Consider the following 13,662-nt stretch of genomic DNA (forward strand, 5'->3'; position numbering starts at 1 on the left):
GCGTGCGGCGGGGGCGGGACGTTCGGCCCGTTCTCAGGGGCCCACCCCGAGCATGCGAGGGGTGGGGGGAGAGCGGGTCCTTTCTCAGGCCGGGAGGGCGGGGAGCGCCTTCGGCTTCCAGGACGGACGGCGGGCCTCGAACGCCGCGACGTCGTCCAGGTGACGCTCGGTGAGCCCGACGTCGTCGAGCCCCTCCAGCAGCCGCCAGCGGGTGTAGTCGTCGATGTCGAACGGCACGGTGACGTCGGCGTAGGTGATCTGCTTGGCCCGCAGGTCGACGGTCACCGCGGTGGCCGGGTCCGCCTCGATCGCGGCCCAGAGCGCCTCGACGTCCGGCTGCGCCATCAGCACGGTGAGCAGCCCGGACTTGGTCGAGTTGTTCTTGAAGATGTCGGCGAACCGGGAGCTGATGACCACCCGGAACCCGCCGTCGAGCAGCGCCCACACCGCGTGCTCACGCGAGGAGCCGGTGCCGAAGTCGGGTCCGGCGACCAGGATCGAGGCGTCCGCGTACTGCGGCTGGTTGAGCACGAAGTCCGGCTCGTTGGTGCGCCAGGCGACGAACAGCCCGTCCTCGAACCCGGTGCGGGTGATCCGCTTGAGGTACTCGGCCGGGATGATCTGGTCGGTGTCGACGTTGCTGCGCCGCAGCGGCGCCGCGGTGCCGGTGTGCGTGGTGAAGGCGTCCATCGGTGATCAGACTCCGTCCGGGGCGGTGGGGTGGGTGGTCACACGGGGGTGACGTCGGGGAGGTCGGCGGGCGCGGTCAGCCTGCCGGTGAGCGCGGTGGCCGCGGCCACCGCCGGGGAGACCAGGTGGGTGCGCCCGCCCTTGCCCTGCCGGCCCTGGAAGTTGCGGTTGCTGGTCGACGCCGACCGCTCGCCGGGCTTGAGCTGGTCGGGGTTCATGCCCAGGCACATGGAGCAGCCCGCGCCCCGCCACTCGGCGCCGGCCTCGAGGAAGACCCGGTCCAGGCCCTCGGCCTCGGCCTGCTGCTTGACCTGTACCGAGCCGGGCACGACCAGCATCCGGGTGTTCGCCTCGACGCGCTTGCCCTTGAGCAGCGCGGCGGCGACCCGGAGGTCCTCGATCCGGCCGTTGGTGCACGACCCCAGGAAGACGGTGTCGACGTCGATCTCGCGCAGCGGGGTGCCGGCGGTGAGGCCCATGTAGGCCAGCGCGGACTCGGCGGCCCGGCGCTCGCTCTCGTCGGCGATCTGCGCCGGGTCGGGCACGCTGGCGCCGATCGGCAGCCCCTGGCCGGGGTTGGTCCCCCAGGTGACGTAGGGCGTCAGCGACGCGGCGTCGATGCGCACCTCGCGGTCGAACACGGCGTCGTCGTCGGTGCGCAGCGTGCGCCACTCCGCGACCGCGGCGTCCCAGTCGGCACCCTGCGGGGCGTGCGGGCGGCCGGCCAGGAAGTCGAAGGTGGTCTGGTCGGGGGCGATCAGCCCGGCGCGGGCACCGGCCTCGATCGACATGTTGCAGATGGTCATCCGGGCCTCCATGGACAGCGCCTCGATCGCGCTGCCCCGGTACTCGATGACGTGGCCCTGGCCGCCGCCGGTGCCGATCTCGGCGATGACCGCGAGGATGACGTCCTTCGCCGAGACGCCGGGCGGGAGCTCGCCGTCGACGGTCACCGCCATCTGCTTGGCCGGCAGCTGCGGCAGGGTCTGGGTCGCCAGCACGTGCTCGACCTCGCTGGTGCCGATGCCGAAGGCCAGCGCCCCGAACGCCCCGTGGGTGGAGGTGTGGCTGTCGCCGCAGACGATCGTCATCCCCGGCTGGGTGAGGCCCAGCTGCGGGCCGATGACGTGCACGATGCCCTGGTCGCGGTCGCCCATCGGGGCCAGCCGGATGCCGAACTCCGCGGCGTTGCGCCGCAGCGCCTCGACCTGGGCGCGGGACACCGGGTCGGCGATCGGCTTGAGGATGTCCAGCGTCGGGACGTTGTGGTCCTCGGTCGCCATGGTCAGGTCGGGACGGCGGACGGTGCGCCCCGCTGCGCGGAGCCCGTCGAAGGCCTGGGGGCTGGTCACCTCGTGCACGAGGTGCAGGTCGATGTAGAGCAGGTCGGGCTCGCCCGCCGTCCGCCGGACGACGTGCTGCTCGTACACCTTCTGCGCCAGGGTCCTGCCCACGGTGCGTCCTCCTCGATCGGGCGACGGCGGTTGACCGTCTCACCCACTGGGATGCGAGTATTGCTGCGTGGGACAGCCTAACCCCGTTGCCGTGCTGGACAAAGCAGTGGCCATCCTCCGGTCGGTGACCGAGGAGCCCGCCACCCTCGCCGAGCTCGTGACCCGCACCGGCCTGCCCCGGGCGACCGCGCACCGGCTGGCCACCGCCCTGGAGGGACACCGCCTGCTGCGGCGGACCGCCGGCGGGGCATGGGCGCCCGGCCCGGCCCTCGCGGAGCTGGGCCGGGGCGGCGCCGACCTGGCCGATCTGGCCGGCCGCCACCTGCCCGGGCTGCGCGACGCCACCGGGGAGAGCGCCCAGTTCTACGTGCGCGACGGCAGCAGCCGGGTGTGCATCGCCGCGGCCGAGCGGCTCAGCGGCCTGCGCGACACCGTCCCCGTGGGCGCGCGCCTGCCGCTGACCGCGGGCTCGGCCGCCCACGCCCTGCTGGCGTTCACCCCCGCCGACGAGGTGAACGCCCTGCTGCCCTCGGCGAGCTTCACCGCCCGCACCCTGCTCGACGTCCGCCGCCGCGGCTGGGCGCACAGCATCGCCGAGCGGGAGCCGGGTGTCGCGTCACTGTCCGCACCGGTGCGCGACGGCACCGGCGGCGTGCTCGGCGCCGTGTCGATCTCCGGTCCGATCGAGCGGCTGGGCCGCCGGCCGAGCCCGGAGGTGGTCGCCGCGGTGCTCGACGCCGCCCTGACGATCTCCCGCGCCGCGCGCTGACACGCTTGTTCGTATCTACGTAGTTCCGTACCTTGGACTGGGTGGACGACGAGCGACTGACCCGGATCGAGGAACGGCTCATCGCCCTGGAGCGCCGCCGATCGGCTCCACCCGGTCCGGACCTCCCCGACGAGGAGCGGTTCTGGCTGCTGGCCGGGCTGGCCGGTGACGCGGCGGAGCTGCCCGGTGGCGCAGTCGCCTACGGCGGGCGGGTGCGCCTGCCCGGTGGTGAGGAGTACGCCTGGCAGCGGACCCACGCCGCCGAGGAGCTGCGCACCGCCGAGCCGGCGGACGACGACGCCCTCGCCGCCACCCTGTCGGCGCTGGCCCATCCGGTGCGGCTGCGGTTGCTGCGGGAGGTGCTGAACGGGCACGCCACGACCGCGTCGCTGGCGGCCCTGCCGGGGCTGGGCACCACCGGCCAGCTGCACCACCACCTGCGCCAGCTCACCGCGGCCGGCTGGCTGCGCACGACCGGGCGCGGCACCTACGGGGTGCCGGCCGAGCGGGTCGTCCCGCTGCACGTGGTCCTCGCGGCGGTGGCGTCGTGACCAGGGTCGGCACCGGCACCGACACCGGCACCGGCGCCGCGACCGGACCGGGGCTGCGCCGGCTGGTCGCCCGGTCCCGGGCGCCGCTGCCCGCGCTGTTCGTCCTGCTGGTCCTGGCCGAGGGGACCCGCCTGCTCCCGGGCGCCGCCCTGGCCGGGATCGCCGTCATGATCGGCCTCGGCCTCCTGGACCGGGTGCAGCCGCCCGCCGCCCCGGTACGGGTGGTCGACTCCCCGGTGCGGGGGCCCTGGCGGGCACTGAACTCCCCCGCCACGAAGATCCCCTCGCACGGGACGAACGGGCTGGGCCAGACCTACGCCGTCGACCTGGTGCTCGACCCGCCCGACGGCAGCCGCCCCGAGTTCGGCACCGGTGGGCAGTGGCGCCGGCCGGAGGAGTACCCGGCGTTCGGCCAGCCGCTGCTCAGCCCGGTCGACGGCGTCGTCGTGCGCGTGCACCAGCGGCGGCGCGACCACCGGGCCCGCAGCGGCTGGGTGTCGATCCTGTACCTGATCGTGGTGGAGGGCTTCGTCCGGCCGTTCGGCGGCACGCGCGCCCTCGCCGGCAACGCCGTCGTCGTCCGGGCCGACGACGGGGCGTACGCGGCACTGGTCCACCTGCGGAAGGGGTCGGTCCTGGTGCGGCCGGGCGAGCGGGTGGTCACCGGCCAGCAGCTGGCCGAGTGCGGCAACTCCGGCAACAGCAGCGAGCCGCACCTGCACGTCCAGCTCTGTGACTCGCCGTGTCTGGCCGCCGCCGCCGGCCTGCCCATGGCCTTCCGGGCCGGCGCCCCCGACGGAGCGGACGGGCTGCCCGGCGACGGCGAGCTGCTCGGGGTGGCCGAGCACTGACACACGACGGCCCGCAGCGGGGCTCCGCTGCGGGCCGTCGTCAGGTTCCGCTCCGGGCTACCGGCCGGCGGCGTCCGCTCCCCCGGTCGGGTCCTCGACCGCCGCGCTGCTGCCACCCGCCGGGTCGTCCTCGACGACGACCGGCCGCAGCCGGGTCCAGGCGGCGAACGCCAGGGCGAAGACCAGCATGCCGATGCCGACCCAGAGGTTGGCGTTCCAGTCGCCGGTCTTGGCCGCCTCGGCGTCGCCGTAGTCGACGATGCCGAGGATGACCAGGACGACGCCGTAGAAGCCGATCAGTCCGGCGATGACCGTCCGGACGTCGTACGCGCCGGCGGTGCGCCGCTTCGCGCCGGCCGACGCCCGGCCCGCGTGCTGCCCGTTGTCTGCAGTGCTCATGGGTTGCTCCTCTGGGGAACGCTGGCGACGGTCAGCGGAAGATCAGGTTCAGGGCGATGACCAGCACCAGGGCGATGCCGGCCAGCTTGGTCGGCGACTGGTACCAGGGCAGCAGGTGCGCGTCCGGATCGGTGCGCACCTCCTTGGGCGTCTCGGAGTAGACCAGCCCGGCCAGCTCGGAGACCGGCTTGGGGCGGGTGACCATGCTGACCCCGACGCTGACGGCGATGTCGACGACGAACGCGGCACCGGCGGCGACGAAGCTGGCGCCCTGGCCCTCCAGCCCGATCACCCCGGTCTCGCTCAGTGACCAGACCAGCACCGCGGCGAGCGTGCCGGACACCAGGCCGGTCCACCCGGCCGCGGGCGTCATCCGCTTCCAGAACATGCCCAGGATGAACGTGGCGAACAGCGGGGCGTTGAAGAACCCGAACAGCGTCTGCAGGTAGTCCATCAAGTTGTCGAAGTTCGCCGCGATCAGCGCCGTGAAGATCGCGACCACGGTGGCGCCGACCGTCGCCAGCCGCCCGACCTTGAGGTAGTACTCGTCGGGGCGGTCCTTCTTCACGTACTGCTGCCACAGGTCGTAGCTGAAGACGGTGTTGAAGGCGGAGATGTTGGCCGCCATGCCGGCCATGAAGGAGGCCAGCAGGCCGGCGATCGCCACGCCCAGCAGACCGTTGGGGAGCACGTCCCGGATGAGCAGCAGGATCGAGTCGTTGTAGGTGACGCCCGGGTCGCCGCCCGCCTTCAGGTCCGCGGTCTCGTTGACCAGCACCGCGGCGATCATGCCGGGGACGATCACGATGAACGGGATGAACATCTTCGGGAACGACCCGATGATCGGGGTGCTCCGCGCGGCCGACATGGACTTGGTCGCCATCGCCCGCTGGACCTCGACGAAGTTCGTCGTCCAGTAGCCGAAGGAGAGCACGAAGCCGAGGCCGAAGACGATCCCGATGACCGACAGCACCGGATTGCCGATGCTGGTCAGGTCCGAGCCCGGCCAGGAGCTGAGGTCGTTCTCGTTGCCGCTGTCGCGGACCGCGTCGATCAGCCCGCCGACGCCGCCCACCCGGTGCAGACCGATCAGGGTCAGCGGGAGCAGCGCGGCGACGATCACGAAGAACTGCAGCACCTCGTTGTAGATGGCCGCGGAGAGCCCGCCGAGGGTGATGTAGCTGAGCACGACGAGCGCGGCGACGATCAGCGAGACCCACTGCGGCCAGCCCAGCAGCGCGTTCACGATGGTGGCCAGCAGGTACAGGTTGATGCCGGCGATGAGCACCTGGGCCAGCGCGAAGCTCAGTGCGTTCACCAGGTGGGCCCCGGTGCCGAAGCGCCGGCGCATGAACTCCGGCACGGAGCGGACCTTCGAGCCGTAGTAGAAGGGCATCATCACGACGCCCAGGAACAGCATCGCCGGGACGGCGCCGATCCAGAAGTAGTGGAACGTGACCATGCCGAACTGGGCACCGTTGGCCGACATGCCGATGATCTCGACCGCGCCGAGGTTGGCCGAGATGAACGCCAGCCCGGTCACCCAGGCCGGCAGCGACCGGCCGGAGAGGAAGAAGTCGAGGCTGTCGGACACCCGGCGCCGAGCGGCGAAGCCGATGAGCAGCACGACAGCGAAGTAGGCGACGACGAGCAGGTAGTCGACGACGTTGGCGTCGAGCCGCAAGGTCTCGTCAGCAGCGAGCACCACCGAGGGGTCCCTCCTGGTTGGGGTGACGGCCACCGGCACGGGTGCGGCGGATGGCCATGTCCTGCCGTCAGGGCGGGGCACGGTGGTGCGGCGCGGTGAACAGCAACGGGACGCTAACACCGTTGTGCGAGTCAAGCATTCCCGTGATCACCGGGACGGGTGACCCCGGTGACCGAGAACACGAGAGCCCCCGACCCGGGTGGGTCGGGGGCTCCCTGCTGTAGCCCCGAAGGGATTCGAACCCTCGCTACCGCCGTGAGAGGGCGGCGTCCTGGGCCGCTAGACGACGGGGCCGTGCGCGCAGAGATCTTGCCACACCGCGTCCGCGGCGGTGCACCCGGGGTGGCCGGCCCGGTAACGACGAGAGCCCCCGACCCAGGTGGGTCGGGGGCTCTCCGCTGTAGCCCCGAAGGGATTCGAACCCTCGCTACCGCCGTGAGAGGGCGGCGTCCTGGGCCGCTAGACGACGGGGCCGTGCGTGGTGCTGGGTGGTGCTGGAGGAGATGGTGCTTCCTCGCTGGGGTACCAGGACTCGAACCTAGACTAACGGAACCAGAAACCGTCGGGCTGCCAATTACCCCATACCCCATTGGCCGTGCACCGCCTTGCGGCGACGGGAAGAAACGATACCCGATGCGCGGCGAGCGTGCGGAGGCACCCCCCTCCCCGGCGCGTCAGCCCCCCGGTGGCCGCGCCCAGCGGTCGTCCGGCGGGGGCGGTGACCCGGCAGGTGCCGCCGGAGGCACCTGCCCCGGCGGCAGCCCGTAGGCCGGTCCGTACGCCGGTGGGCCGTAGCCAGGCGAGCCGTAGGCCGGTGGGCCGTAGCCAGGCGCCGGCAGGGCAGGGGGCGCCGCGTACGGGGGCGGGCCGGCGGGCGGCCAGCTCGGGCCGCTCGGGCCCTGGGCCGCATCCCGCAGGTCCAGGGCCGGGCTGAGCAGCTCCGGGCGCAGCCGGCGGCTCAGGGCCCGCACCCACAGCACGTAGGCGACCATGCCGGCGGTCCCCACCAGCGCCGCCCACCAGCCGAGCAGGTCGTCGGAGGCGTCGGCCTGGACCGCTCCGCCCAGCGCGCCCCCCAGCAGGAAGATCACCATGTTGTTCACCGCGTGGGCGACGATCGCCGCCTCCAGGCCGCCGGTCCACCAGACGAGGGCGGAGAACGACAGCCCCATGGCGAACCGGTAGAGGAAGGACTCGGCGTCCGGCGGAAGGTGAGCCGCGGAGAACAGCGTCGCGGTCACCACGGCGGCGACCAGCGCACCGGCCCGCGGCCGACCGATCCAGCCGGCGATCGCCTGGCTGAGGTAGCCGCGGAAGCCGTACTCCTCGGCCGCGGCCTGCAGCGGGGTGGTCAGCACGACGACGAGGACCAGCCAGCCGTAGGAGGCCGACGGCCCGGTGACCCCGCCGGGCGCGGTCACGGTGTCGATGACCACCAGCACGGCCACCGCGACGCCCAGGCTGGCCAGGCCACGCCAGCCCAGCGGTACGAACAGCCGCCAGCGCAGCCGGCCCAGCACCGATGAGGACCAGCCGATCCGCATGCCGTGCGCCACCGCCCAGCACAGCCAGATGATCGGGATCGCGACGATCAGCGAGATGTTGGTCAGCAGCAGCACACCGGCGTCGGTGAGGTCCATGTACAGGTCGACGGTGAGCCCGGTGACCAGCGCGACCCCGGCGATCACCACCCCGGCGACCAGGTAGAGGACGCAGAGCAGCAACAGCCCCAGCACCGGCCGCCACCACGCCCAGTCGCGGGCCCGCATGAGCAGCGCGTAGGGCTGCGGCGTGTCGTGCGGCGGCGCTCCCGGCGGGGTGACCGGCCGGGAGCGCCGCCCGGACGGCACCGGCGCGGCGGGCACCGGCTGGCCCGGGGGCGGGTACCAGGCAGCGACCCGGGGCACGACCGACGGCGCGCCGTACGGGCCCGTGGGTGGCGGGCCCGTGTAGGGCCGGTTCGGCTGCCCGGCCGGGACACCACCCCAGCCGGTCATCCCGTCGCGATCCCGCGGGCGGCGGCCAGCCGTGCGAGGGTGCGCTCGCGGCCGAGCAGCTCGATCGACTCGTACAGCGGCGGGGAGACGGTGCGGCCGCTGACCGCCACCCGCACCGGGCCGAACGCCTGGCGGGGCTTGCGGCCCAGCCCGTCGACGAGGGCCTCCTTCAACGCCGCCTCGATCGCCGGGGTGCTCCAGTCGGCGAGGTCGCGCAGCGCGGCCGTGGCCGCGTCGAGCACCTCGCCGGCGCCCGCGCCCAGCTGCTTGTCCGCGGCCGCCTGGTCGATCTCGACGTCGTCGGTGAAGAGGAAGCCGAGCAGCCCGACGGCGTCGGAGAGCACGATCATGCGCTCCTGGGCCAGCGGCGCGATCGCCTCCAGCACCCGCTGCTGCTCGGCCGTCGGCGGGTCGGCGACCAGCCCGGCCGCGGCGAGGAAGGGCGTGACCCGGACGAGGAACTCCGGCACCGGCAGGGCGCGCAGGTGGGCGGCGTTGATCGCCTCGGCCTTCTTGAGGTCGAAGCGCGCGGGGTTCGCGCTGACCCGGGTGACGTCGAAGGCCTCGACCATCTCCTGCACGGAGAAGACGTCGCGGTCCTCGGCGATCGACCAGCCCAGCAGCGCCAGGTAGTTGACCAGCCCCTCGGGCAGGAAGCCGCGCTCCCGGTAGACGTCGAAGTTCGACTGCGGGTCGCGCTTGGACAGCTTCTTGTTGCCCTCGCCGTTGACCAGCGGCAGGTGCCCGAAGCGCGGCGTCCCGGCGGCGACCCCGATGTCGGTGAGCGCGCGGTAGAGCGCGAGCTGCCGCGGGGTGGAGGGCAGCAGGTCCTCACCGCGCAGCACGTCGGTGACGCCCATCAGCGCGTCGTCGACGGGGTTGACGAAGGGGTACAGCGGGGCGCCGTTGCCGCGGACGAGCACGAAGTCCGGGACGGAGCCGGCGGCGAAGCGCACCTCGCCGCGCACCAGGTCGGTCCAGCTGATGTCCTCGTCGGGCATCCGCAGCCGCAGCACCGGCTGGCGGCCCTCGGCACGGAAGGCGGCCTTCTGCTCCTCGGTGAGGTGGCGGTCGGCGTTGTCGTAGCCGAGCTTGGGGTCCTGGCCCGCGGCCCGCCGTCGCGCGTCGACCTCCTCGTTGGTGGAGAAGGACTCGTAGGCGTGCCCGGCGGCCAGCAGCTTCGCCGCGACCTCCCGGTACACCTCCGCGCGCTCCGACTGGCGGTACGGGCCGTTCGGCCCGCCGACCTCGGGGCCCTCGTCCCAGTCCAGCCCGAGCCAGCGCAGGCAGTCGAGCAGGTGCCGGTAGGACTCCTCGGAGTCCCGGGCGGCGTCGGTGTCCTCGATCCGGAACAGGAACCGGCCGCCGGTGTGCCGGGCGTGCGCCCAGTTGAACAGGGCCGCCCGCATCACCCCGACGTGCACCAACCCGGTCGGGGACGGGCAGAAGCGGGTCTTGACGCTCATCGGGCGCCACCCGCGGTGGACGTCGGGTCGGCGCCGGCGACGGAGCTGGTCAGCGTGCCCAGGCCCTCGATGGTGCACTCGACGCGCTGACCGGGGCGGATCGGCCCCACGCCGGCGGGGGTGCCGGTGAGCACGACGTCGCCGGGCAGCAGCGTCATCACCTGGGAGATGTGCGAGATCAGCCGCGGGACGTCGAACAGCAGCTGGCTGGTGCGGCCGGACTGGCGGCGCTCGCCGTCGACGCTGCAGCTGAGCTCCAGGTCGGCCGGGTCCTTCCCCAGGCCGGCGAGGTCGGTCTCGATCCAGGGGCCCAGCGGGCAGAAGGAGTCGAAGCCCTTGGCCCGGGTCCACTGCCCGTCGCCGCGCTGCATGTCCCGCTCGGTGACGTCGTTGCCGATCGTGTAGCCGAAGATGCTGGCCGGGGCCTGCTCCGGGGTCACCTGGCGGGCGCCGCGGGCGCCGATCACGACGGCGAGCTCGACCTCGTGGTGCACGTTGCTGCTGCCCGGCGGGATGCGGATGGCGTCGCCGGGGCCGATCACCGTGGTGGAGGGCTTGAGGAAGATCAGCGGCTCGGCCGGGGCGTCGCCGGTGTTCATCTCCTTCACGTGCTCGGCGTAGTTCTTGCCGACACCGATCACCTTGCTGGGCAGGATCGGCGAGAGCAGCCGGACGTCGGCCGCGGCGAACCGCTGACCGGTGAAGGAGATCTGGCCGAACGGGTGGCCCTCGATCTGGGCGACCTGGCCGTCCCCGTCGAGGACCCCGAAGGACATGCCGGCTGGGTGGGCGTAACGGACGATGCGCACGTCGCCAGGCTAGCCGGGGTCGCCGGGCGCCGACGCGGGCCCGCCGGGCGGCGGCTCCCAGCGCAGCACCGCGGTGCCCGCCGCCACGGCCGGCCCCGCCGGGACCAGCCGCAGGGCCGCGTTGCGCAGCGTCTGGGGCAGCCCGCCCGGCACGTGCGCACCGAACCGCGCGGTCTGTGCCGAGCGGCGGGCGATCCGCCGGCAGCGGGGACGGCGGGCGCGGTCGAAGGCGGCCAGCGCGGCGCGCAGAGGTGTGCCCGCACCCACCGGCCCGCCGATGAGCCGCCCGACGCAGATCCCGTCCTCGAGCGAGGTGTTCGCGCCCTGGCCCATGGTGGGCAGCATCGCGTGGGCCGCGTCGCCGATGAGCACCGTGCGCCCGCGCACGTAGGCCGGCAGCCCGCGCGGCAGGGAGTGCACGTCGTGCCGCAGCAGCTGCCCGGGTCTGGTGCGGGCGATCGTCGCCCGCACCTCGGCGGACCAGCCGGAGAACCGGTCGACCGCGGCCGCCAGCTCGTCGGCGAACGGGGTCCGCTCCGGGTGCCGGACGTAGCCGTACCAGTACACCTGCGTGGAGCTGATCCGCACGGCGCCGAACTCCGCGCCGGGGCCCCAGTGGGCGGCGAACCCGGCGTCCGGGGTGCTGTCGTCGTCCACCACGGCCCGCCAGCTGGTCCGCCCGCTGTAGCGCAGTGCCGCCCGGCGCCCCGGGAACAGCGCGCCGCGCACGGTGCTGCGGATGCCGTCGGCCGCCACGACGAGGTCGGCGGTGGTGGCGTGCTCCCCGGCGTCGTCGAGCCAGGTGACCACCGCGGGCGCGCCGTCGGGGTCGCCCGGCCGCACGTCGACGACGCGGGCGCCGGGGACGAGGTCGGCCGCGGCGGCGGCATCGAGCAACACCGCGTGCAGCCGCTGCCGGTGCACGCCCCAGGCGACGTTCATCGCATCCGGGGTCCCGGGGATCCGCAGCAGCCACCGGCCGTGCTGGTCGCAGGTGCCGGCCGCCGCGGTCCGGTGCCCGGCGGCGCGCACCCGGTCACCCACCCCGAGGGCGTCGAGCGCCGCCATCCCGTTCCGGGTGACCGCGAGACCCGCGCCGACCTCACCGAACGCGGTGGCGCGCTCCAGCACGCGGACGCGCCAGCCGGCCCGGGTCAGGGAGGCCGCCACGGCCAGCCCCGCGACCCCGCCCCCGACCACGACCGCCGCGCCCGGTCCGGTCATGCGGGAGCGGAGGCGGGGTGGACCACCGCGGGCGCTCCCGGCCGGTGCCGCACCGCGTAGGTGAGCGCGTCGACCAGGGCGTGCCAGGAGGCCTCGACGATGTTGTCGTGCACGCCGACGGTGGTCCACTCCCCCGCGCCGTCGGTGCTGTCGATGAGCACCCGGGTGGTGGCGCTGGTGCCGCCGTTCCAGCCGAGGATGCGCACCTTGTAGTCGGCCAGCGACACCCCGGCGAGCGCCGGGAACTGGCCGACGAGGGCCTGGCGCAGCGCGTTGTCCAGGGCGTTGACCGGCCCGTTGCCCTCCGCGGTGCTGATGATCCGCTCCCGCTCACCCGATGCCGTCCGCACGTGCACCTTCACCGTGGCCTCGCTGACCACCACGCCGTTGCCCCAGTGCTCGACCGAGGTGCGGTAGCTCTCCAGCTCGAACAGCGGCTCGGGGGCGTCGGGCAGCTGGGCACGCAGCAGCAGCTCGAAGGAGGCGTCGGCGGCCTCGAAGGACCAGCCGTCGGCCTCGAGCACCTTGACCTGGTCCACGACCCGGCCGATGGCGTCGCCCTGGCCGTCGAGGTCGACGCCGAGCTCGCGGCCCTTGAGCTCCACCGAGGCGCGGCCGGCCATCTCGGTGACCAGGATCCGCATGTCGTTGCCGACCACGGCGGGGTCCAGGTGGTTGTACAGCTGGGGGTCGACCTTGATCGCGCTGGCGTGCAGGCCTGCCTTGTGCGCGAACGCCGAGGCGCCGACGTAGGGCTGGTGGTCGTCGGGGGCGATGTTGGCCAGCTCGGCGATCGCCGCGCTCACCCGGGTCAGCTCCGGCAGGCACTCCGCCGGCACCACCGGCAGGCCCATCTTCGTCACCAGGTTGCCGATCAGCGCGAAGATGTCGGCGTTGCCGGCCCGCTCGCCGTACCCGTTGGCGGTGCCCTGGACGTGCGTCACGCCGGCCTCGACCGCGGCCAGCGAGTTGGCGACGGCGCAGCCGGTGTCGTCCTGGCAGTGGATGCCCAGCCGGCCGACGACGCGCGAGCGCACGTCGGCCACCACCCGGGCGACCCCCGTCGGCAGCATGCCGCCGTTGGTGTCACAGAGGACGCCGACCTCGGCGCCGGCGGCGAAGGCGGCGGCCAGCACCCGCACGCCGTGGTCGGGGTCGATGGCGTACCCGTCGAAGAAGTGCTCGCAGTCGACGAACACCCGGCGTCCGGCGGCCACCAGGTGGCTGACGGTGTCGGCCACCATCGCCAGGTTCTCCTCCAGCGAGGTGCGCAGCGCCTCGCGGACGTGCCGGACGTCGGACTTGGCCACGACGCAGACCACCGGCGCCCCCGAGTCCAGCAGCGCCTGCACCTGCGGGTCGTCCTCGACCCGGACGCCGGCCTTGCGGGTGGCGCCGAAGGCGACCAGCTGGGCGTGCCGCAACTGCAGCTCGGTGCGCGCGCGGGCGAAGAACTCGGTGTCCTTGGGCAGCGCCCCGGGCCAGCCGCCCTCGATGAACCCGACGCCGATCTCGTCCAGCAGCCGGGCGACGGCGAGCTTGTCGGCGACGGAGTAGCTCACGCCCTCCCGCTGGGCGCCGTCGCGCAGCGTCGTGTCGAAGACGTGGAAGTCCAGTTCGGTGGGCACGAGCTCTCCCGGATCAGGTCGATCCTCCCCAGACACGAAAAAACCTCCCGGGGTACGGGAGGTCGCGCGCAGTCGGGAGGGTGACTGCGCGCTAGGCGATGATGATCGTGCCGGTG

At 73.7% G+C, this 13,662-nt stretch carries 12 protein-coding genes and 3 tRNA genes; 3 read left to right on the plus strand and 12 right to left on the minus strand.

The window, feature by feature from the left end; all coding sequences use genetic code 11:
- Positions 1-84: 84 nt before the first annotated feature.
- Both leuD and leuC read right to left on the minus strand, forming a co-directional pair.
- On the minus strand, positions 85-690 hold the full coding sequence (gene leuD, locus ACI783_RS09555; protein ID WP_457140228.1) for a 3-isopropylmalate dehydratase small subunit: 606 nt from the start codon (positions 688-690) through the stop codon (positions 85-87).
- 38 nt (positions 691-728) lie between these two features.
- Positions 729-2,144 (minus strand): 3-isopropylmalate dehydratase large subunit, encoded by a 1,416-nt coding sequence (gene leuC / locus ACI783_RS09560; RefSeq protein ID WP_457140229.1) that lies wholly within the window; start codon positions 2,142-2,144, stop codon positions 729-731.
- 106 nt (positions 2,145-2,250) lie between these two features.
- Here leuC and ACI783_RS09565 point away from each other — a divergent pair, with 106 nt between their 5' ends.
- The 3 genes from ACI783_RS09565 to ACI783_RS09575 are packed head-to-tail and all read left to right on the plus strand — an operon-like array spanning position 2,251 to position 4,315.
- Positions 2,251-2,913 (plus strand): IclR family transcriptional regulator, encoded by a 663-nt coding sequence (locus tag ACI783_RS09565; protein WP_457140289.1) that lies wholly within the window; start codon positions 2,251-2,253, stop codon positions 2,911-2,913.
- A 41-nt stretch (positions 2,914-2,954) separates the two neighbouring features.
- Positions 2,955-3,464: a hypothetical protein gene (locus tag ACI783_RS09570; RefSeq protein WP_457140230.1), complete on the plus strand. Its 510-nt coding sequence runs from the start codon at positions 2,955-2,957 to the stop codon at positions 3,462-3,464.
- On the plus strand, positions 3,461-4,315 hold the full coding sequence (locus tag ACI783_RS09575; RefSeq protein WP_457140231.1) for a M23 family metallopeptidase: 855 nt from the start codon (positions 3,461-3,463) through the stop codon (positions 4,313-4,315). Before ACI783_RS09570 ends, ACI783_RS09575 begins: the two co-directional genes overlap by 4 nt.
- Before the next feature lie 57 nt (positions 4,316-4,372).
- Here the strand turns inward: ACI783_RS09575 and ACI783_RS09580 are convergent, their stop codons facing one another.
- From ACI783_RS09580 to cimA, 10 genes are all read right to left on the minus strand, one after another.
- Positions 4,373-4,714 (minus strand): hypothetical protein, encoded by a 342-nt coding sequence (locus ACI783_RS09580; RefSeq protein ID WP_457140232.1) that lies wholly within the window; start codon positions 4,712-4,714, stop codon positions 4,373-4,375.
- A gap of 31 nt (positions 4,715-4,745) precedes the next feature.
- The gene (locus tag ACI783_RS09585; protein WP_457140233.1) at positions 4,746-6,422 is read right to left on the minus strand and encodes a sodium:solute symporter family protein; all 1,677 of its coding nucleotides are present in this window, start codon (positions 6,420-6,422) and stop codon (positions 4,746-4,748) included.
- Between the two features lie 221 nt (positions 6,423-6,643).
- Positions 6,644-6,716 (minus strand) — tRNA-Glu (locus ACI783_RS09590).
- Positions 6,717-6,823: 107 nt separating this feature from the next.
- Positions 6,824-6,896 (minus strand) — tRNA-Glu (locus ACI783_RS09595).
- Positions 6,897-6,939: 43 nt separating this feature from the next.
- A tRNA-Gln gene (locus ACI783_RS09600) sits at positions 6,940-7,011 on the minus strand.
- Positions 7,012-7,096: 85 nt separating this feature from the next.
- The gene (locus ACI783_RS09605) at positions 7,097-8,419 is read right to left on the minus strand and encodes a CPBP family glutamic-type intramembrane protease (protein ID WP_457140234.1); all 1,323 of its coding nucleotides are present in this window, start codon (positions 8,417-8,419) and stop codon (positions 7,097-7,099) included.
- Positions 8,416-9,885: a glutamate--tRNA ligase gene (gltX, locus tag ACI783_RS09610; protein ID WP_457140235.1), complete on the minus strand. Its 1,470-nt coding sequence runs from the start codon at positions 9,883-9,885 to the stop codon at positions 8,416-8,418. The genes ACI783_RS09605 and gltX overlap by 4 nt, the downstream gene beginning before the upstream one ends.
- Positions 9,882-10,694, minus strand: coding sequence for a fumarylacetoacetate hydrolase family protein (locus tag ACI783_RS09615; RefSeq protein ID WP_457140236.1), 813 nt, complete (start codon positions 10,692-10,694; stop codon positions 9,882-9,884). Before ACI783_RS09615 ends, gltX begins: the two co-directional genes overlap by 4 nt.
- A gap of 9 nt (positions 10,695-10,703) precedes the next feature.
- A complete protein-coding gene (locus tag ACI783_RS09620) occupies positions 10,704-11,918 on the minus strand; it encodes an FAD-dependent monooxygenase (RefSeq protein WP_457140237.1) in 1,215 nt (404 codons plus the stop codon).
- On the minus strand, positions 11,915-13,546 hold the full coding sequence (gene cimA / locus ACI783_RS09625) for a citramalate synthase (RefSeq protein WP_457140238.1): 1,632 nt from the start codon (positions 13,544-13,546) through the stop codon (positions 11,915-11,917). Before cimA ends, ACI783_RS09620 begins: the two co-directional genes overlap by 4 nt.
- Positions 13,547-13,662 lie beyond the last annotated feature (116 nt).

The sequence above is a fragment of the Modestobacter sp. SYSU DS0511 genome (assembly GCF_054050755.1).